Genomic DNA, 20,467 nt, shown 5'->3' on the forward strand with positions numbered 1-20,467 from the left:
GCAGCCAGGAAACCAGAAACACCAAACCCGCACCCCCGCACCCCCCGCAAGGGGGCCCGCGGGCCGCGGCCCTGTTGCCTCAGGACCCAACAGTGTGCCAAACACGAAAACCGGCCCTCCCCCACCCGCACCGTTCCAGGACACCCCGCCCCGCAAAAGGACAAGACAACCGTACTAGGGGCGGAAAAGGAAACCACCGGCCGCTATCTGCTGATATTCCACCCATGAGCACCCACCGCAGAACAGACGCCTGCGCAATGGGCTTTGCTTCCACCCACCCCCGCACCATCCATGCGGACAGCGACAAGAGGCGGAGATGGTGCTCCTTAGAAAGGAGGTGATCCAGCCGCACCTTCCGGTACGGCTACCTTGTTACGACTTAGTCCCAATCGCCGGTCCCACCTTCGACGGCTCCCCCCACAAGGGTTAGGCCACCGGCTTCGGGTGTTACCAACTTTCGTGACTTGACGGGCGGTGTGTACAAGGCCCGGGAACGTATTCACCGCAGCGTTGCTGATCTGCGATTACTAGCGACTCCGACTTCATGGGGTCGAGTTGCAGACCCCAATCCGAACTGAGACCGGCTTTTTGGGATTAGCTCCACCTCACAGTATCGCAACCCTTTGTACCGGCCATTGTAGCATGCGTGAAGCCCAAGACATAAGGGGCATGATGATTTGACGTCGTCCCCACCTTCCTCCGAGTTGACCCCGGCAGTCTCCCATGAGTCCCCACCACTACGTGCTGGCAACATGGAACGAGGGTTGCGCTCGTTGCGGGACTTAACCCAACATCTCACGACACGAGCTGACGACAACCATGCACCACCTGTAAACCGACCGCAAGCGGGGCACCTGTTTCCAGGCGTTACCGGTTCATGTCAAGCCTTGGTAAGGTTCTTCGCGTTGCATCGAATTAATCCGCATGCTCCGCCGCTTGTGCGGGCCCCCGTCAATTCCTTTGAGTTTTAGCCTTGCGGCCGTACTCCCCAGGCGGGGCACTTAATGCGTTAGCTACGGCGCGGAAAACGTGGAATGTCCCCCACACCTAGTGCCCAACGTTTACGGCATGGACTACCAGGGTATCTAATCCTGTTCGCTCCCCATGCTTTCGCTCCTCAGCGTCAGTTAATGCCCAGAGACCTGCCTTCGCCATCGGTGTTCCTCCTGATATCTGCGCATTTCACCGCTACACCAGGAATTCCAGTCTCCCCTACATCACTCTAGTCTGCCCGTACCCACTGCAGAACCGGAGTTGAGCCCCGGTCTTTCACAGCAGACGCGACAAACCGCCTACGAGCTCTTTACGCCCAATAATTCCGGATAACGCTTGCGCCCTACGTATTACCGCGGCTGCTGGCACGTAGTTAGCCGGCGCTTCTTCTGCAGGTACCGTCACCCGAAAGCTTCTTCCCTACTGAAAGAGGTTTACAACCCGAAGGCCGTCATCCCTCACGCGGCGTCGCTGCATCAGGCTTCCGCCCATTGTGCAATATTCCCCACTGCTGCCTCCCGTAGGAGTCTGGGCCGTGTCTCAGTCCCAGTGTGGCCGGTCACCCTCTCAGGCCGGCTACCCGTCGTCGCCTTGGTAGGCCATTACCCCACCAACAAGCTGATAGGCCGCGAGTCCATCCAAAACCGCAAAAGCTTTCCACCAACACACCATGCGGTGGCCGGTCGTATCCGGTATTAGACCCAGTTTCCCAGGCTTATCCCAGAGTCAAGGGCAGGTTACTCACGTGTTACTCACCCGTTCGCCACTAATCCCCCCGGCAAGCCAGGGATCATCGTTCGACTTGCATGTGTTAAGCACGCCGCCAGCGTTCATCCTGAGCCAGGATCAAACTCTCCGTTGAAGTAAAACAAAAACAGACACAACCACAACCACCGGAAATAACGGCGGAAGAGCTGCACAAAATTTGAAACCAGCTGTAAAAAACCAGCCCCGCACCACGGAGGTGACACGGAACCAGCCAAAACAACCAATTCATAAAAACAAATCGGTATCAACAAACTTGGCACACTATTGAGTTCTCAAACAACAGACACACCCGACACCACCCACACCCACAAACAGGGTCCAGGATCGCTCCGGAGCAACTTCCCAAACTTACCAGACCAGCCCGCCCCGCACAACTCCCGAACCCGGGAACCGCACCGGACAAAACCACCATCCGCGACCCCCGCAAACCACACCGGAACGCACAAAAGCGAACCAACAATTTGGTTTCCATTTGGAAGGGAGTCTGTCGCAACTTTTCCGCATCAGCGGCGGCGACTCGAACTACTCTACACACCCCCAAGACCACAGGCAAATCGCTCCGATATCACGGCCCTGGGCCCCTAGGGCCCCTACAACACGGCGATTTCGTCCCCGGCACCACCAGCCAGAAGGCCTTTCGAGTCGCAACCCACGAACATGCCGTGCGTCACATCAACCCGTGCCCACATTGCAGCCGCGCCAGGCAGCAAAACGGCGCCGCATCACGAAAAGTGAGCGGCGCCGTCGGGCCCCAGGGAAGGGACCAGGGAAAGGCCCCAGCGAAAGGCACCAGCAAAAGCGAACGGGCAAGCGATCTAGTGCCCCGCTGCCCCCTCGGTCTTGCGCATCATGGCGGACAGCACCACGGCAACCACTGCAATCAAGGTTGCAGTCAGGAAGGCGGCCTGCATTCCGGCCACAAAACCGGACGCGGCCGACACCACGGCGAAGATCGAGACCAGGAGTGCAGTGCCTGCGGCGCCGGCCACCTGCTGCAGCGTACTCATGATGGCCGAGCCATGCGAGTAGAGGTGGGGCGGGAGCGGGTTGAGGCCCGTGGTGAACGCGGGCGTGAACAGCAAAGCCAGTCCCAAGCTGAGCACCGCGTAGAGGACGACGACCCACCACAAGGGGCTGCTCGCGGTGAGCATCGAGAACTGCCACAGCGTAAGGACCAGCAGCACGGAACCGGTCACCGTGAGCGGGAGCGGACCGACTTTATCGAACAGCCTGCCGACCACTGGGCCGAGCAGACCCATCGCCAGGCCTCCCGGAAGGAGTGCTAGGCCGGTCTCCATCGGCTGCAGGTGGAGGACGTTCTGCAGGTAGAGCGGCAGCAGGATCACTCCGCCGAAGAGGGCCATCATGGCAACCACCATGAGGAGCACCGACACCGTGAACATGCGGAAGTTGAAAGCCCTCAGGTCAAGCAGAGGCGAATCGGACTTCTGCAACTTGAGCTGGCGGAAAACGAAAACCACCATGCACAAGACGCCGATCACCAGGGCAGCAACCGGCAGGGCAGTTGCGCCGCCATGGCCGCCGATCTGGCTCAGGCCATAGACCAGGCCACCGAAAGCCGGGACGGTCAGGAACACAGAGACGAAGTCCAACTTGACGTTGCCGCGTTCACCCACGTTGGTCAGGAAGCGGGCACCGATGGCCATGGCCAGCAAGGCGACCGGCAGCACGAAGACGAACATGAACCGCCACGAGAAGTGGTCAAGAATGATCCCGGAAACCGTGGGACCCAAGGCAGGCGCAACCGAGATCGCGATGGTCACGTTGCCCATCACCGCGCCTCGGCGGGACAGCGGAACGAGCGTCAAGATGGTGGTCATCAACAGCGGCAACATAATCGCCGTGCCACCCGCCTGGATGATTCGCGCCAGCAGGAGCACCTCGAAACCCGGGGCCAGCGCCGCGAGCAGGGTACCGCCGCTGAAGAGCCCGATCGCAAGGAGGAAAGCAGCTCGAGTGGTGAGCCGCTGGAGGATGAAGCCCGTGGTGGGTATGACCACGGCCATGGTCAACATGAATCCAGTGGAGAGCCATTGGACCGTGGGTGCGTCAACGTTGAGGTCCGTCATGAGCCGCTGCAAGGCGACGTTCATGATGGTCTCGTTGAGGATCACCACGAAGGTGGCGATGAGGAGCGTGACGATAATGGTGACAGACTCGCGCGACATCTTGTCGCTGGCTAGTGTCCCCGTTTCCGGCACGGGGTTGCCGTGCGCGCCTGACGTGACGTCGGTAGACATGAGGATCCCTCAGCTTTGGGTGCGGTTGTTTCCGGCGCTCGGCACCGGTGAAGACTGCAACAGTCTAAGCTTCAAAGGCATTCCCGTCAGCAGTTACTCCAAACGTTTTCGGCCCCGCACCCAGAAGTTCAGCGACCACACTCCGGAGCTCAACAGTCAGGAACTCAGCGGCACGTTGTCGATCAACCGCACAGGACCAACCTTCGCCGCGATGATCGCGAGCCCTTCGCCCCGGAACGGAGTGTCCTTGCAGTTTTCGGCGAGCGGTTCCAGCGTCCGGGGATCCACGACGTCGAAATAGTCCAATCGCACCAGGGGTTGCGATTCAACGAGTGCGACGGCGGAGTCCAGCCCCAGCGGTTCGTTCGCCAGGGCGCGGGACTCGAGAAGGCGAAGGGCGCGGGACAGCACCAAAGCGGCCTCCTGCTCTTCTTCGGAAAGGAAACGGTTCCGGCTGGAGAGCGCGAGCCCTTCCGCATTGCGCACGGTGGGCACCGCCACGATCTCCACCGGAAAACTGAGATCGGCAACCATCCGCTTCACGAGGGCCAACTGCTGGGCATCTTTCTGGCCGAAGTACGCGCGGTAGGCGGCAGCACCGCCGTCGACGGCTGGACCGCCGGGCAAGCCGTAGTGCAGCAGTTTCGCGACCACCGTCAGGGCGCCGTCGAAGTGCCCGGGGCGCGAGGCGCCCTCCCATTTCTCGCCGAGCGGCCCCGAGGTCACGCGGACCAGCGGCTCACCGCCTGGGTAGACCTCGTCAACTGAAGGGGCGAAGACGAGATCCACGCCCTCGGCGTCGAGCAGTGCCATGTCCGCATCAAGGGTGCGCGGGTAGCGTTCAAGATCCGCGGCCTCGCCGAACTGCAGGGGGTTCACGAAGATGGAAGCCACCACAACGTCATTCTGCTCGACGGCGGTGCGGGCCAGGGCTGCATGACCGGTGTGCAGGGCTCCCATCGTGGGGACGAGGCCCTGCGAACTGCCGCGCTTTTCCGCGAGTAACCGGGCACTTTCGGCCCGCAGTTCCGCCGCGGTGGTGACGAGCTTGATGGCCATTCTCAGTTTCCTTCCTGCGCACCGGCAGCGTCGTTGCCTGGAGGGGCTTCACCCTTGTCCGGCGTATTTGAGGCGTCCAAGGCGTTGTTGATGTCGTCGAACTGGCCCTCTTTGAGCAGGCCACGGTTGACCGCTCGGCGGGCAGTTGCCCGGGCCATGGCCAGGTAGGCGGCGAGAACATCGCCGCCGGAACCGGCGTCGTACTCGTTGAGGGCCTCAGCATGGGCAGCGACGGTCCCCACATCTCCGCGGGCCACGGGACCGGTCAACGCGGACTCACCTGAGGCCAGCGCGTTCTCCAACGTGGCGCGCAACAGGGGGCCGAGCATGCGTTCCGGCGTGTCGACGCCGATCTCCCGCAGCAGCTGGGAGGCCTGCGCCACGAGCGTGACCAGATGGTTTGAACTGTGCGCGAGCGCTGCGTGGTACAGCGTCCGGTCGGCCTCGGCGATTGCTACCGGTTCAGCGCCCATCTCCACTACCAAAGCCTGTGCGATGGGCAACATGGCGGCGTCGGCAGTAACCCCGAACGTGCAGTCCATGAGCCGGGTCAGGTCAAGGCTCATACCCGTGAACGTCATGGCAGGGTGGAGGGCGAGCGGGATGGACCCGGCGGCCCGGATTGGCTTCAATATCCCGACGCCGAAACGGCCGGAAGTGTGCGCCACGAGCTGGCCCGGCTGCCATGCTCCGAGCCTGGCCAGCCCTTCCACGAGTTCGCCAAGGGCATCGTCCGGGACGGCAAGGAGCACCAACTCTGCCCGCTCCACGATGTCCTGGATCTCAAGGATGGGGACACCGGGAAGAAGCGTTTCGGCCCGCTCCCGGCTCGCCTCCGACACCGCGGAAACCCCGACGACGGCGTGCTCGGCACCGCGCAGCGCCGCCCCCAGAACGGCACCCACCTTGCCGGCGCCAATGATTCCAACGCCGAGTCGTCCTGGCCTAGCCATGGTCCTGCTCCTCCTGGGTTGATGTGTGCTGTACTGCTCCCGTGGTTGGCGGAGCCGGGAGCACCGGCCTCGCCGCCCGTGGAAGCTGGGCTAGCCATTGCTCGCTCGATTGTAGTTTGCGGGCTTCCCTGGCTCGGGCCGCCTGCTTGTCGAACAAACCGACTGCTTCTTCGGTGCCCGCCTGGATGAGCCTGGGCTCCACAGGACCCGGGGTCGTGTGCAGCACAAGATCAGCCACACCGAACAGCCGGGCCAACGGACCTTGGTGAAGAGCCATGGATTGGGTCCGCTGATGTGGGACCAGTACCAAATGCCGCCACCAGCGCCCCGAGCGCAGCAGCAATGCCGTGTCCGTTGCGAGGAAGCCGTTTCGACGCCAACCCAACGGGGAAAGAAGCCATGCACGCCTCGGCGTGGTAACAAAACCGCCGTCGGAATCCAGGCCTTTCAAGCCGGCCGTGAACACGCGATCCGGGTCGGCCGTGCCTGGATCGGGCAGGACGAGCGAGAGCATCATCATCACCTCAGGCTTCCGGCCGACCGGAAGGAGCATGGTCCGGTGCTCGCCCTCGTTGCGGTGGTGCTCTCCGTAGCCGGCGACATTCACTCGAATCCGATACCAGCCGAAAATGCGCCATAACGGGGGCTGGCTGACTTTGACTGCCTGGATTCGGCCCGGTGGCACGGTCTGGGCCCGGGTATCGAGTAGGCCGTAGCGCAGGCGGATGCCGTCCGGGGAAATCGCCGCCGTGAAGTTGTAGCCCTTGTTGAAGGAGCGCCAGTACGCGGTACCCAAGCCAAGGATTGCCGGAATCAAGTAGAGGATGAAGGCGCGGGACTCGGTCAACACAGAGATCAGCACGGATGCAATGGCACTGAGCACGATGAAGAAGCTTTGCTCGCTCAGGATCAGCGAACCGACAAGCCTTCCGGGCGGGAGGTACAGCACCACTTGCTCTGGCGCCTCGGGAACCTCGACCGTTTCGCTCCCATCCGCGATGCCGGCGGCCCGGCCCAAGATGGTGGCGCGGAGCTGCTTCGCCTGTGCGAGCTTGAGGTAAGAGAGCCGCATGGCGGAGTGGCCGGCGTCGGCGACTTCGAACTTCAGCTCGGCGAGCCCGAAAATACGGGCAAGCAAGGGCTGGACGATGTCGACGGCCTGGACCCGGTCAAGCCGGGCCTGGCGCTGCTGTTTGAACAAAAAGCCCGTATTGACCCGGACGAAACCTTCGGCAAGCTGATAACGCGTGAAGTACCAATTGAGGACGAAGGACCCCAAGGCCAGCAAAAGCACGACGCCGCCCCCGACCAGCAGCCAGACGGTGCGCTCGTTGATGTTGTCGCCGATGGATGCGCGGCCCTGGAGGGTTCGCTCGAAGGTGTCGCGGCCAAAGAAATAGACGATCGCAACCAGTGCCACCCACCCCCGCACGAACGGCGACGCCGGGTGCACGCGGTGCCAGTCGCCGTCGACGGCGGTCTGTTCCTGGGTCACAGCCCGGCCAGCCTCGCTTCACCGCGGGCCGAAAGCTGCTCGCGCAGCCGTGCTCCTTCAGCGGCTGGGAGACCCGGCAAATGGGCATTGGTTCCGGCCGAAGCGGTGTGGAGTTTGAGGGTGCAAAGCCCTAACATCCGCTCGACAGGCCCCACGGAGACGTCGACATACTGCATCCGGCCGTAAGGAACCACCATGGTCCGCTGGAAGAAGATGCCGCGGCGGATCAGGAGGTCGTCATCGCGTTCCGCATAGCCGATGGCCCGCACCTGCCTCGGGATCAGCACGAGCCTCCACAGGGCAATCACCAGAAGGGCCGAGGGGACGGCCACAGCGAGCCATAGCGGTGGCCATTTCCACCATCCCAGTTGGACGAAGAGCAAGGGCAGGCTGAACAGACCGATCATGATCACGTTGCCGATGGCCCACTCGACCAGGCGCACAGTCACGTATTTGCGCGAAACGCGCAGCCATTGGATACCAGGGGGGTCAATCGCCGCGGTACGCATACTCGCCTTCGCCCTTGGCTTCGCCGTGGCGGCGATCCTGGATACCGGGGCCGCCTTCGAGATCTTCCGGAGGAATCCGGCAAAACCGCTCCACTACAAGCCCCACGATAGTCATGATGAGCCCGCCGCCACCCATGATGAGCGCGAGCCACAAGATTGTTTGGTCGCTTCGCAGGTTCCAGATCCGGAGCTGTTCAATCACGATTCCAGCGTGCCAGCCCAGCAGCACCGTGCCCGCGTAGGCGCAGGCTTGGGCCAAGATCAGGGTTCGCGCGGCCAGGATGGGGTTGAGCATGGTCTTCTTTTTGCCGTTCCGCCAGCGCAGGACACGGATGCCCATGATCAACGTGAGCACGGCGATGAAACCCATAGTCACCAACGCGGAAGGAGGAAGCACCGGCGTCGCCATGCTGTAACGCGTGGTGAGCACAGTGGTCAGCCAACCGACTGCGGCAAGAACGACGGCGATGATCGCCAACAAGAGAGGACGCATGGCCTTCATAGGCTATTCCACCGCTCCGGTGGCAGCGACGCTGCCGGACCCGTCGAAACCATCGAAAGGCCGGAGCCCGGGAAAGTCCTCGGCTTTGGCGGCCAGCTCGGCGACGCTCTCACCGTTGAGCCGAGCGGCAGGGTCCAGGAGGGCCCACGGATACAGCACGAAGGCGCGCTCCGCGGCCCGAGGATGCGGCAAGGTCAGGTTTTCGTCATCGCTGATGAGCTCCCCGTAAAGGATGATGTCCACGTCCAACGTGCGCGGACCCCAGCGAACTTCGCGGACCCGGTGGTGCTTTTGCTCGACGTCGTGGCAGTGCTGCAGCAGGTCCAGTGGCGCAAGGGTGGTCTCAACTGCGATCACCATGTTGAGAAAGTCCGGTTGCCCTGCGGGCCCGCCCACGGCTTTGGTCTGGACCACGGGAGACACCCCCAGGAGGCGGATTTCCGGGCGGTCCACCAGGTCTGCGACGGCGGTGGACAGGGTATCGTTCCGCTCGCCCAGATTGCTACCCAAGGCCAGGATGGCCTTCGTGAAACGCGAGGTCATGCGCGCTCCCTGTGAACACTTACGGTGACGTCACCGAACGGCACTTCGATGGGAGCCTTGGGTTTGTGGACGGTCACATCGACGGCGGCGACGTTGAAGCCGGCCAGAATCCCCTCTGCGATCCGCACCGCGAGGGCCTCGATCAAGTTGAGTGGCTCGCCTGTGATGAGGGACGTGATGTACCCGGCCACTTCACCGTAATGCGCGGTGTACTGCAGGTCATCGGTTTCCGCGGCCTTGCTGAAATCGGTGTGCAGCACCGCGTCAACGACGAACGGTTGTCCGTCCCGGCGCTCGAAGTCGAAGACCCCGTGATGCCCGACGGCGGTCACGCCGGTCAGTGTGATCTTGTCCAAACCGGTTCCTCCCCCTTTGCTCACGAAGCTTAGTGTCTGACGCGCGCGGCAACCTTGACAGCGTCAAGGCTGGGGCCGACGTCGTGGACTCGCACGGCCCAGGCCCCGTTCGCGGCGCTGATTGCCGTGATGGCAGCTGTGGCGTGGTCCCGCTCCTCCGGGGCCGCCGCCTTGCCGGCGACGGTCAGGAGCGTTCCGAGGAAGCGCTTGCGGGAAGCTCCGATCAGGACCTTGTGGCCAAGTTCATCCAGCTTGCCGATGTACTTCAGGAGTTGCCAGTTCTGGTCTTCGTCCTTGGAGAAGCCCAGGCCTGGATCCACAATGATCTGTTCCGGTGACACCCCAGCCGCGTAGAGCTTGTCGCGGACGCCCTTGAGCTCCTCGATGACCTCCTCCACGACATTTCCGTAGTCGGCAAGGCTGTTCATGGTCTCGGCGTCGCCCCGACGATGCGTCAGGACGTACGGCACCTGGGAGCGTGCGACGAGTTCGGCCATCTCAGGTTCGATGCTCAACCCGGAAACATCGTTGATGATCGCGGCGCCGGCCTCCAGGGCCGCGGCGGCCGTCGAAGCGTGCGTCGTATCGATGCTGACGAGCGCGCCGGCCTTCACGAGGGCCTGGATCACGGGCAGGACCCGGCGCTGCTCTTCTTCCGGGGAGACAGGCTCGGCGCCCGGGCGGGTTGATTCGCCGCCGACGTCGATGATGTCCGCGCCCGTGTACAACATGCGCAGCCCATGAGCGATCGCGGTATCCGCCGTGGGGTGTTTGCCGCCGTCGCTGAATGAATCCGGCGTGACGTTGAGAATTCCCATGACAAGCGTGCGGTTGGCCGGCAGGTCCGCGAAACGGGCAGCTGGACGGGGTTTACGGAGAATGGGCAGGGGGCTTGTCGCCGGGCCCGTTCCTGGTGCTGCTGCGAGGGAATCCATGGTCTTTGTTACCTTCCGAGTATGAGGCTCATGGCTTCGGCGCGGGTGGCCGGGTCATGAAGTTGCCCGCGCACTGCGCTGGTGACGGTCTTGGCGCCGGGCTTGCGGATGCCACGCATGGACATGCACATGTGTTCGCATTCGACGACGACGATCGCTCCCCGGGGCTTGAGGTGGGTCACGAGCGCTTCGACGATCTGGGTGGTCAGGCGTTCCTGCACTTGGGGACGACGGGCAAAAATATCGACGAGACGGGCCAGCTTGCTCAGGCCCGTCACCTTGCCATCATGGGAAGGGATGTACCCCACGTGCGCGACGCCGTGGAACGGTACCAAATGGTGCTCGCACGTGGAGTAGAACGGGATGTCCTTGACCAGCACGAGTTCTTCATGGTCGAGGTCGAACTTTGTGGACAGGACGTCCTCGGGATCCTGGTGCAGGCCCGCGAAGACCTCAGCGTACGCCTTGGCAACACGCTTCGGCGTATCCACCAGGCCACCGCGATCCGGGTCCTCGCCCACGGCAATGAGGATCTCGCGGACAGCCGCCTCGATGCGAGGGCGGTCGACCTTGTGCGAGTGGTGTCCATGGCCGTGGCCGTGGCCGCCCGAGGGTTTCCCCTCGGACGAACCGCCGAAGTCATCACTGGTGGCACCGCTGAGGTCGTCGTCGTCGATGTGAGTCACAGCAGAAAGCTTAGCCTTGATGCGAAACGTCGGTGCCCGCGTCAGGTCCGTGACCCCTGAACGACTCCTGGCTGCTGACTCCTTGCGGATGCGGGGACCGAGCGTCCAGCGGTTCGTCCAGGCGTGCTGCCTTGGCTTCTTCCTGCGCCTCGCGTTCGGCCTTCTCTGCACGGGATTCCACCGGCGGGATGGTCTGGACGGGACGGGATTCCTTGGAAAGCCATACTTCACGGAAGTCCCGCTTGCGGATGTCACGGAAGATGTAGGCGATCTCGGACTGATTCAGCGTTTCGCGCTCGAGCAACTCAAGGGCCAACTGGTCCAGGACGTCGCGGTTCTCGGTCAGGATGGCGTAGGCCTCGTCATGGGCCTGATCGATCAGGCGGCGCACTTCCTCATCAACTATGTACGCCACAGAGTCCGAGTAGTTCCGTTCCTGTGCCATGTCTCGGCCCAGGAACGGCTCGCCGCCACCCACGCCAAGCTTCACGGCGCCGATGCGCTCGCTCATGCCGAACTGGGTGACCATCTTGCGGGCCGTGCCGGTGGCCTTTTCGATATCGTTCGAGGCGCCAGTGGAAGGGTCGTGGAAGACGATTTCCTCCGCGACGCGGCCACCCATGGCATAGGCCATCTGGTCCAGGAGTTCGTTGCGCGTGATCGAGTATTTGTCGTCCTCGGGGACAACCATGGTGTAGCCGAGGGCGCGGCCTCGGGGCAGGATGGTGATCTTCGTGACCGGAGCGGAATTGCGCAGTGCTGCCGCTACCAAGGCGTGGCCGCCTTCGTGGTAGGCCGTGATCTTCCGCTCCATCTCCTTCATGACGCGGCTGCGCTTCTGCGGGCCGGCCATGACGCGGTCGATTGCCTCGTCCAGAGCACGGTCGTCAATCAAGTTGGCGTTGGACCGGGCCGTCAGGAGGGCGGCCTCATTGAGCACATTGGCGAGGTCAGCACCCGTGTAGCCAGGGGTCTTCTTGGCGACGCCCCTGAGGTCGACGCCGTGCGCCATCGGCTTGCCCTTGGCATGGACATTCAAGATCTGTTCGCGACCAATAAGGTCCGGTGCTTCAACAGTGATCTGGCGGTCGAAGCGGCCAGGACGGAGCAGGGCAGGATCCAAGACGTCGGGACGGTTGGTTGCCGCGATCAGGATGACGTTGGTCTTGACGTCGAAGCCGTCCATTTCAACGAGAAGCTGGTTCAGCGTCTGCTCGCGCTCGTCGTTGCCGCCGCCAATACCGGCACCACGGTGACGGCCGACGGCGTCGATCTCGTCTACGAAAATGATTGCGGGCGCGCTGGCCTTGGCTTGCTCGAAGAGGTCGCGGACGCGGGACGCACCGACACCGACGAACATTTCAACGAAGTCCGAGCCCGAGATGGAGAAGAATGGGACGCCGGCCTCGCCTGCGACGGCGCGGGCCAGAAGGGTCTTGCCCGTGCCCGGAGGGCCGTACAGCAGCACGCCCTTCGGGATCTTTGCGCCGACCGCCTGGAACTTTGCCGGTTCAGCGAGGAATTCCTTGATCTCCTGAAGCTCCTCGACGGCTTCATCCGCACCGGCGACATCCGAGAAGGTCACCTGTGGCATGTCCTTGTTGACGAGCTTGGCCTTGGACTTGCCGAACTGCATGACCTTGGAGCCGCCGCCCTGCATGCGCGAGAGCAGGAACCAGAAGAGGACACCCAGAAGAAGAACAGGGACAAGGAGCGAGAACAGTCCGGAGAACCAGTTGTTCTCGACGGGCTGGTCAGTGAAGCCCTTGGCTGGCTGGGCGTTGGTGACAGCCTTGACGACGTCTCCGCCGCGAGGGGTGACATAGAAGAACTGGACGTTTTTGCCCTTGTCCTGACCGTCGATGACCAGGTTGTCCTTCAGGGTCAGATCAACGCGGTTCTCGGCGTCGTAAATCTTGGCTTGCTCCACTTTGCCGCTTTGGGCGAGAAGCGCAAGGCCCTTATCGGTATCGATACGGGTTGCTCCGCCGGGGGCAAGAGTTGCAAATGCCACCAGGAGCAAGCCGACTACGACAACAATCCAGATGCCCGGGCCCTTTAAGAAACTCTTAGCTTTCATCTGTTCGGGGGCTCCGCCCCGTCCCTCCTGGTAGTGCTGCACGGCGCAGCCTCTGCGCGCGTGTGGTGCTGCGTCAGTTTCTAGCTTTACACCGTTCGGAGTGAATCACGCATAGCGAGGGGCAAAAGTTCCCTCTAGGCGTACACAGACAGGGAATTCCGGAAACTTGCGGGGGAAATCCGTGGTTCTTTCAGGATCCCCGACGTCGCTGAACAACGAAAAGCGGCCTCCCGAACAGGAGGCCGCTTTCACTCCGCGAACCATACGGCGGTGGTTCGCTGCGAGAAGCGTTACTCGTAAACGTGCGGGGCGAGGGTTCCCACAAAGTCCAAATTGCGGTACTTCTCGGCGTAATCCAGTCCGTAACCGACGACGAATTCGTTGGGAATGTCATAGCCGACGTACTTGACGTCAATCTCCACCTTGGCGGCTGTGGGTTTGCGGAAAGCCGTGCAGATCTCCACCGAAGCGGTGCCGCGGGATTCGAGGTTGGTCTTGAGCCACGAAAGCGTCAGCCCGGAATCGATAATGTCTTCGACAATCAGGACATCCTTGCCCATGAGGTCGGTGTCAAGGTCCTTGAGGATGCGAACGACGCCGGAGGACTGCGTACCGGAGCCGTACGATGACACGGCCATCCAGTCCATGCTGACATGGCTGTGAAGCGCGCGCGCGAGGTCGGCCATGACCATGACGGCGCCCTTGAGCACGCCCACGATCAGAAGTTCACGGCCCTCGTAGTCCTTGTCGATCTGTGCAGCCAGTTCACCGATTCGTCGCTGGATCTGCTCCTTGGTGTAGAGAACGTGCTTGAGGTCTGCCTGGACGTCGTTTGAATCCACCAATGGCTCCTGTGTTGATGCGTGGGTGCGGCTAGTGTTGGGGCGATTTGTGTTGCCGGAATACTAGCTTCCCACAGCCGCCGCCTTCGCGGGGAACGGCATCTCCCTGTGCGGAGGCCTCCCGCTCCAATTCACTCAACGACACCCGATAGACGCTGACGCTTCCGGGAAGCTGCACGGGACCGGCCGATCCCTGCCGGCGCAGCAATGCTTCAGCCGCCTGGAGCCGCCCGTAGCCGGGCTGTTGGCCCCCGACGTCGGCGGCTGCTTTGGCGATCACCCGGAACCTCAGTGCGGGGGCCAGCTCCCTCAACGAATCTTCGGGGAGCCAGAGGCCGTCGTCGGTCCGGTTCACGAGGCTTGCGTAGCTCTCCTCGGCAAGCTGCTCCAGGAAATCAGCGTCCTGTTGAAGGATCGCGGCGGTGCGGGCGAGTGATTCGGCAACGCCTGGTCCGAGCTTGTCCTCAAGCAAGGGCATCACCTCCACACGGGTCCGCGAGCGGGCGAAAGCGGGGTCCGCGTTGCTGGGGTCGTGCCAGGTTTCGAGCTCCTCGACTTCGCAGATTTCGAGTGTTTCCGCGCGGCGGAGGCCGAGGAAGGGACGGAGGAGCTTGCCGCGGGCGGGTCGCATTCCGGCGAGGGAGCGGGTTCCCGAGCCCCGGGCCAGGCCCAGCAGCACCTGTTCCGCCTGGTCATCCAGGGTGTGCCCGAGCAGGATTGCCTGGCAATCAAGCTCGGTGGCGGCCGCCTCAAGGGCTGCGTGCCGGGCGTCGCGCGCCGCGGCCTCGGGTCCAAAACCGGTGGCAGCCACGTCCACGGTCCGCAGCTGGACAGGCGAAAGCCCCAGCTCGTGCAGGACCGCGACAGTTCGGGCCGCAACCTCACCCGAGCCTTCCTGCAGCTGGTGGTCAACCACGACGGCGGCCACACTCACCGGGTGGCCGTGCACGTGGCCGCGACGAGAGAAGTAGGCAGCCACGGAAGCGAGGGCCAGGGAGTCCGGGCCGCCGCTGCAAGCCACCAGGATTCGCTCGGGATAGCCTGCGGAGGCCAGTGCGTCCTGCAACATATTCCGTGCCTTGCCGACGACCGGCACCAAACGCCCGGGACGTCGTCGTCCGCTGCTTTGTGGGCTGCTGCCTGGCCCCACGGGGCCGGATTCGGTACCCGCGGTCACAGACCCATCCGCTCAAGCCACAGCTTGGCGTCGTGGATTTCGGCTTCCGTGGGCAGTTGTTCGGCCGATTCCCATACCCGGTTCAGGCCCGCCATGCCAGCCACGGCAACCACCTCACGGACAAACTTGGCTCCGTCGCTGTATTGGCGCATTTTGGCATCCAGGCCGAGGATGTTGCGGATGAATTTTTCAATCACGCCGCGGTCCTTGCCCCGTGCGTTGAAGCGCTGCCTGATGGTCTGCACTGAAGGGACCAGGGTGGAATCGACGGCGTCCATCACCACGTTTGCGTGGCCTTCCAGCAGGCTCATGACAGCTGTGAGATGCGAGAGCGAGGCCTTTTCCTCGGGGTTCTGCAGCAGATCCAAGATGGCTCCGCGGCCGGGCGTGGCACCAGTGGAGCGATCGCGCAGGGACCGCGCGGCGGCCGTGGCACGGTCCATGATGGAGTCCACATTGCCGAGCAGGTTGGTGCTGAGCCGCTCGATCTCCTCAAGCATGTGGGTCCGGAGCCAAGGCGCGGCGGCAAACTGCACGCGGTGGGTCTGCTCGTGAAGGCAGACCCAGAGCCGAAAATCGTCCGGGTCCACGTTGAGCTCGCGCTCCACGGAGACGATGTTCGGGGCGACCAGCAGAAGCCGGCCAGCTGGAGGCGCTTTCGAGTCCGGGGCGAGTGCCGCGAATGGGTCATATTGGCCCAGGACCTTGCTCGACAAGAAGGCAAGCACAGCTCCAAGCTGGCTGCCCGTGATGGCGCCGCTGGCGGCCGCGGCAGCCGGTGTCATCGCAGGACCGCGGCGGGAATCCAACATTTGCTGAAGGGCCGGCTGCAGCATCACCGCAAAGCTCTGGGTGTTCGCCTTCGCCCACGACGCCCGGTCTACCACGAGGACATGTGAATCGCGGAGATCGCGTGCGGCTTCCAAACCGGTGATGTCGTGGACATGCGGGACCGAAATGTCCGCGCTGAAACGCAGGCTATCCACGGCTTTGCCGATCTCGCCCGGACTCATGACCGGACCGGGGGGAGCGAGCCGGGCAGCCGTGGAGGCGGCCAGCTCCCAGTTGATGAGGGACTGGGCTTGCTGCTGAGACTCCATACGAACCATCAGAACACAACAGGCTGGATCTGCGCCCTTAAGTTCGCTGAGCGGCGAACGTCAGGCAGCGACGAACGTCAACCACCAGAGCAACCGCACGCGGCGAGCGCGGTCGCCGATCTGTCCAGCGCCACTTTGTTCCCGGCAGCTCCCGGCGTCAGCCCGTTGCCGATGAAGGAGAAAACCAGGAGACGGCCGTCTGCGTCCACCACATAGCCGCTCAAGGCGATGACCGAATTCAGGGTTCCGGTCTTGGCCCGCACCAACCCCGCCCCTTGGGAAGTGATGGCGTCGCCGTAGCGGTCACCGAGTGTCCCGGTCAGTCCGGCCACCGGGAACCCGGCGAGTGCGGCACGAAGGCGGGTGTCCGGTCCGGAGGTAATGGCCCGGACCACGTCCGCGAACTGCCTTGCCGATACCTGGTTGCCCAATGCAAGGCCGGAGACGTCTGCCAAGTGCATGGAGTCCGTGGCGATGCCCAGCTCCGCCAACTGGGCGCTCACGGCCGCGGTGGCGCCGTCGTTCGATCCTGGTTTTCCCGCGGACAGCGCAGCCATCCGGCCGAATGTTTCGGCGAGGTAGTTGTCCGAGGTTTCCAGCATCAGGTCAATCTGCTCGCGGGCGGTGGCAGATTCCGCGCTGGCCAGGACGTCCTGCTTTCCCGCAGGAGCCTTCGCGCGTTCCACGCCCGGCGACACCGTTAAGCCTGCAGCGGCGCCCGCGGCTTGGAGCTTCCCGGCAAAAGCCTCCGCGGCCGTGAGCGCGGCGTCCTGCGGGCGCGGACCAGTGGTGGCACCCGGGCTGTTCCGCGCCGAGTTCAACGCGAGCGGGAAGACCGGCGCCGTTTCGCCGGCTGCGACGTCGTCGAGGCTCCACGCCGGGTTCAATGCTGGTCCAGTGAAGATCGTGTCGTCCAACTGCACGGTGACGGGACCCGTGACGCCGCGGTCCTTGAGCACTTTGGCGGCATCCGCCGCGAGTGTTTCGAGGCCGGCATGGCCCATCACCTTGCCGGGCTGCGATTGGCCCGCGCCGAGAAGAACGTCCCCTCCCGCGCTCAGCACAATGGTCGACGCCGAGGGACCCGCCAGAACCCGTGTGCTGAAGCGTGTCTCCGGGCCGATCGCCCGCAGCGCCGCGACGGCGGTGAGGAGCTTCATGTTGGACGCCGGGACCCGGTTCTTGGTGCCGTCACGATCGTAAAGCGGAAGTCCGGTCAACGCGTCCTGAACGACGCCGGTGAAGTCTCCCCCGCCGTCGGGCGCCAGCGTGGCGTTGAGCTGGCGGGTGACATCGGCCGGCAGCGGGACCGGGGCTGAAGGGTCCAAGGGCGTAACTACCTGGGCGCGGCTCAGCTCGTTGGGAATCTGTTGCCATGCCGGCACCTTGGGCGTAGGCGTGCTGGCGGCCCCCAGGAACGTTGGGCCGAAGAATCCCGGCGCGACGCCCAGCCCCATCGGCACGGCCAAGGCAGCGATGACCAGAGTCAGGAAGATCACTGGCAGAAAGCGAACAAAGCCCTTCGGCGGCGGTTTCCTGGGTCTGTTCTTCCTCGGTCTGAGAACGGGGGTCTCCAGCTGTTCCGGAGCCTGCTTTTCAGCCCCCGCGTTGTCAACGCCCTTCATGCAGCTTTAGTCCTCAAAGTCTTGAATGTCCCCACCGTTTCAAGAAACTTGGGCCTCTCGCTATATCCTCAATAGTAGTCGGCGGCGTCGGCTGCTCTGTTGCCGCGCCCATGCCAATACCGTCAAGGAGCATTCCATGAAGCACGACGTCACGATCGAGATCCCCAAGGGGTCGCGCGTCAAGTACGAAGTTGACCACGAGACCGGCCGCGTCCGCCTGGACCGCGTCCTTTTCACCTCGATGCAGTACCCGACCCACTACGGGTTCTTCGAGAACACTCTGGGCGAGGACGGCGACCCGTTGGACGCACTGGTGCTCCTGCAGGACTTCGACCTGTACCCCGGAGTCATCGTTGAGTCCCGCCCCATTGGCGTGTTCAACATGACCGACGACGGCGGTGGAGACGCCAAGGTCCTGTGCGTTCCGGCCGACCCGCGCTTCGACCACATCCAGGAAATCTCGGATGTCAGCGAATTCCTGATCAAGGAAATCGAGCACTTCTTCACCCGTTACAAGGACCTTGAACCGGGCAAGTGGGTCAAGGCTGAAGGCTGGGCCGACCGCGCAGCTGCCGAAGCCGAGCTGGAAGCTTCCATCAAGCGCTACGTTCCGGTCTCCCATTAAGCGGTAATCTGACCGGCACGACGGCGGCGGCTGCGGTTCCATGTGAACCGCACCCGCCGCCGTCGTCGTTAATCGGTAGGTCCCCGTTGCGGAACAGCTCGCCTCACAATCGCTGCCGCCCGCGGTCGTCACGAGCAGTCGGCTCTAAATTAACCGCTTGAAAGTCAACTACCTGCCGGTAATGTTTGATCCACCATGTTCACCCTGACCATCAACCAACGCGACAGCCGCGGCAACGGAGACCTCGTTCCACAGCTGCTGAAAGACCTGCGCCACATCCCTGCGCGCCTGGACTTTGACCGCTCGGTGGAGGATGAAGTCCAAGGCATCGTGGACTCCCCGCACCAGGCTGTGGATACGGCGCTCATCGCCTTGCGGAGCGGGCAGTGGTACGTGGGGATCGGCGTCGGGCCGGTCAATGAACCCCTTCCCAACCAGATCAAAGACGCATCCGGGCACGGGCTGGTCTACGCCCGCCGCGCCGTGGACCGCTTGCGGAACGGCAAGGAGCGCATCCCCGTGGCCGTTGAAGGTCCGATTGCTGCCCTGGCCGCCGAGTCGGAGGCCGTGCTGCGGCTTCTAGGGCACATCGTGCAGCACCGAAGCATTGCCGAGTGGCGCGTGCTGGATCTGCTGACGCCGGGCGTTCGCGGACAACAGAAGGCCGTGGCCCAGGAACTGGGGATCAGTACCCAGGCCGTGAGCAAGGCACTCGCCCGCGCCCAGTGGGTGGAGGAGCATGCTGCCAGGCCCGCAGCAGCCCGCTTGCTGCAGTTGATCCTCGAGGTTTACTGAACTCGTCCTCGACACGTCTAGTCCTCCCGGCCTACGTTGGGTCCATGACCCCCAAGCCAAACGTGCCGCGGATTCTTCGAGCGCTCAGACAGGCCGCCACAGGCCACCGTCTCCTGTTTGCTGCCAAGACGGCCTTCGCGGCCGGGCTGGCTTGGTACCTCGCGCCACTGATGCCTGGGACTGCCGCCTCCTACCCGTATTACGCGCCCTTGGGTGTCTTGGTCAGCATGCACCCCACTGTTGCCGCTTCAGCCAAACACGGGCTGCAGAGCCTCCTGGGACTCTGTTTGGGCATTGCCATGGCCTTCGCCGTGACCACATTTACGGCCCCGAACGCACTGGCGGTGGCCGTCGTCGTCGGCCTGGGCGTGGTCATCGGTGGCCTGCCACGGCTTGGAAGCGCCTCCGAATGGGTTCCCATGGCGGCGTTGTTTGTCCTGGTCCTGGGTTATTCGAATGCGCAGGGTTTCTCCTTCGCGTATGTCTTGCAAATGGCCATGGGAGTTGCAGTCGGATTCGCCGTGAACTGGTTGGTCTTCCCTCCCTTGCATCTTGAAGGCATCGATCCGGCCATCGACGGGCACCAACGGGCACTGTCCAAGCAACTGGCGGACATGGCCACTGCCATGACGGAATCCTGGCCACCGAACCATGAGGCTTGGGCGAGTCGCAGCGGCGACCTCGCGCGGACCGCAGCCGCTGTGCGGACAGTGGTTGACGAGGCGAAGTTGAGTGCCAAAGCGAACCCGCGGTCCCGCCGTCGGGCAAAGCGGCTGGCTGGCGATCTGGATGCTTTGCGCACCGTGGAACGGCTGACCTTCCAAATCCAGGACATCACGGACGTCCTGGCAAGCGTGATCTGGGAAGAAGACGCTGGAACTGTCATTCCGGAGGGGGTCCCAAGGAATTTGTCCGAGGCCTTGGAGAACGTTGCGGTGGTGATCGGCCAATGGAGGAATGGGGATCCAGAAGACGTCAAGAGCAGCTTGGCTGAAGCGAGGGACAGCGTGGAAGCCCTTGGTGATGTCGTCACGGAGGCCGCTGCCGACCAGGCGTCCGTGACCGCCACGGCCTCGGTGGCCATGAGCCTCCGGCGCATCATCACCTCGGTCTCCGACTCCCCCTGAACTGGAGTTTCAGGGCAGCGGTTACCGGAGTCCGGC

At 63.4% G+C, this 20,467-nt stretch carries 18 protein-coding genes and 1 rRNA gene; 3 read left to right on the top strand and 16 right to left on the bottom strand.

The window, feature by feature from the left end; genetic code table 11:
* Nucleotides 1-330: 330 nt before the first annotated feature.
* The 16 genes from OW521_RS07345 to dacB form a co-directional block, all read right to left on the bottom strand.
* A 16S ribosomal RNA gene (locus OW521_RS07345) occupies nucleotides 331-1,855 on the bottom strand.
* Nucleotides 1,856-2,576: 721 nt separating this feature from the next.
* A complete protein-coding gene (locus OW521_RS07350) occupies nucleotides 2,577-4,022 on the bottom strand; it encodes a DHA2 family efflux MFS transporter permease subunit (RefSeq protein WP_268024148.1) in 1,446 nt (481 codons plus the stop codon).
* A 156-nt stretch (nucleotides 4,023-4,178) separates the two neighbouring features.
* On the bottom strand, nucleotides 4,179-5,081 hold the full coding sequence (panC, locus tag OW521_RS07355; protein WP_268024150.1) for a pantoate--beta-alanine ligase: 903 nt from the start codon (nucleotides 5,079-5,081) through the stop codon (nucleotides 4,179-4,181).
* A 2-nt stretch (nucleotides 5,082-5,083) separates the two neighbouring features.
* A complete protein-coding gene (locus OW521_RS07360) occupies nucleotides 5,084-6,034 on the bottom strand; it encodes a Rossmann-like and DUF2520 domain-containing protein (RefSeq protein ID WP_268024152.1) in 951 nt (316 codons plus the stop codon).
* Nucleotides 6,027-7,529 carry a PH domain-containing protein gene (locus tag OW521_RS07365; protein WP_268024154.1) on the bottom strand — a complete coding sequence of 501 codons (1,503 nt, stop codon included), beginning with the start codon at nucleotides 7,527-7,529 and terminating at the stop codon, nucleotides 6,027-6,029. The genes OW521_RS07360 and OW521_RS07365 overlap by 8 nt, the downstream gene beginning before the upstream one ends.
* A complete protein-coding gene (locus tag OW521_RS07370; protein WP_268024155.1) occupies nucleotides 7,526-8,038 on the bottom strand; it encodes a PH domain-containing protein in 513 nt (170 codons plus the stop codon). The genes OW521_RS07365 and OW521_RS07370 overlap by 4 nt, the downstream gene beginning before the upstream one ends.
* Nucleotides 8,019-8,540: a DUF3180 domain-containing protein gene (locus OW521_RS07375; protein WP_268024157.1), complete on the bottom strand. Its 522-nt coding sequence runs from the start codon at nucleotides 8,538-8,540 to the stop codon at nucleotides 8,019-8,021. The genes OW521_RS07370 and OW521_RS07375 overlap by 20 nt, the downstream gene beginning before the upstream one ends.
* A gap of 3 nt (nucleotides 8,541-8,543) precedes the next feature.
* Nucleotides 8,544-9,083 (bottom strand): 2-amino-4-hydroxy-6-hydroxymethyldihydropteridine diphosphokinase, encoded by a 540-nt coding sequence (gene folK / locus OW521_RS07380; RefSeq protein ID WP_268024158.1) that lies wholly within the window; start codon nucleotides 9,081-9,083, stop codon nucleotides 8,544-8,546.
* Nucleotides 9,080-9,439, bottom strand: a complete 360-nt coding sequence (gene folB / locus OW521_RS07385) for a dihydroneopterin aldolase (protein ID WP_265978274.1) — start codon at nucleotides 9,437-9,439, stop codon at nucleotides 9,080-9,082. The genes folK and folB overlap by 4 nt, the downstream gene beginning before the upstream one ends.
* Before the next feature lie 29 nt (nucleotides 9,440-9,468).
* Complete coding sequence (folP, locus tag OW521_RS07390; RefSeq protein ID WP_268024159.1) at nucleotides 9,469-10,374, bottom strand: dihydropteroate synthase; 906 nt, start codon at nucleotides 10,372-10,374, stop codon at nucleotides 9,469-9,471.
* Nucleotides 10,375-10,382: 8 nt separating this feature from the next.
* Nucleotides 10,383-11,060, bottom strand: coding sequence for a GTP cyclohydrolase I FolE (folE, locus tag OW521_RS07395; protein ID WP_442781231.1), 678 nt, complete (start codon nucleotides 11,058-11,060; stop codon nucleotides 10,383-10,385).
* A 10-nt stretch (nucleotides 11,061-11,070) separates the two neighbouring features.
* A complete protein-coding gene (ftsH, locus tag OW521_RS07400) occupies nucleotides 11,071-13,140 on the bottom strand; it encodes an ATP-dependent zinc metalloprotease FtsH (protein ID WP_268025736.1) in 2,070 nt (689 codons plus the stop codon).
* Nucleotides 13,141-13,430: 290 nt separating this feature from the next.
* Nucleotides 13,431-13,982 carry a hypoxanthine phosphoribosyltransferase gene (gene hpt, locus OW521_RS07405; protein WP_184741199.1) on the bottom strand — a complete coding sequence of 184 codons (552 nt, stop codon included), beginning with the start codon at nucleotides 13,980-13,982 and terminating at the stop codon, nucleotides 13,431-13,433.
* 31 nt (nucleotides 13,983-14,013) lie between these two features.
* The gene (gene tilS, locus OW521_RS07410; RefSeq protein WP_268024161.1) at nucleotides 14,014-15,051 is read right to left on the bottom strand and encodes a tRNA lysidine(34) synthetase TilS; all 1,038 of its coding nucleotides are present in this window, start codon (nucleotides 15,049-15,051) and stop codon (nucleotides 14,014-14,016) included.
* A gap of 104 nt (nucleotides 15,052-15,155) precedes the next feature.
* Entirely contained in the window at nucleotides 15,156-16,259 is a 1,104-nt protein-coding gene (locus OW521_RS07415) for a zinc-dependent metalloprotease (RefSeq protein ID WP_268024163.1), read from the bottom strand.
* A 77-nt stretch (nucleotides 16,260-16,336) separates the two neighbouring features.
* The gene (gene dacB, locus OW521_RS07420; RefSeq protein WP_268025738.1) at nucleotides 16,337-17,716 is read right to left on the bottom strand and encodes a D-alanyl-D-alanine carboxypeptidase/D-alanyl-D-alanine endopeptidase; all 1,380 of its coding nucleotides are present in this window, start codon (nucleotides 17,714-17,716) and stop codon (nucleotides 16,337-16,339) included.
* Nucleotides 17,717-18,020: 304 nt separating this feature from the next.
* Between dacB and OW521_RS07425 the strand changes: the two genes are divergently transcribed.
* From OW521_RS07425 to OW521_RS07435, 3 genes are all read left to right on the top strand, one after another.
* On the top strand, nucleotides 18,021-18,509 hold the full coding sequence (locus tag OW521_RS07425; protein ID WP_059388921.1) for an inorganic diphosphatase: 489 nt from the start codon (nucleotides 18,021-18,023) through the stop codon (nucleotides 18,507-18,509).
* A gap of 195 nt (nucleotides 18,510-18,704) precedes the next feature.
* On the top strand, nucleotides 18,705-19,304 hold the full coding sequence (locus OW521_RS07430) for a hypothetical protein (protein WP_268024165.1): 600 nt from the start codon (nucleotides 18,705-18,707) through the stop codon (nucleotides 19,302-19,304).
* A gap of 44 nt (nucleotides 19,305-19,348) precedes the next feature.
* Complete coding sequence (locus OW521_RS07435) at nucleotides 19,349-20,431, top strand: FUSC family protein (RefSeq protein ID WP_268024167.1); 1,083 nt, start codon at nucleotides 19,349-19,351, stop codon at nucleotides 20,429-20,431.
* Nucleotides 20,432-20,467 lie beyond the last annotated feature (36 nt).

This window comes from Arthrobacter sp. MMS18-M83, assembly GCF_026683955.1.
In the GTDB taxonomy this organism is placed as follows: domain Bacteria; phylum Actinomycetota; class Actinomycetes; order Actinomycetales; family Micrococcaceae; genus Arthrobacter.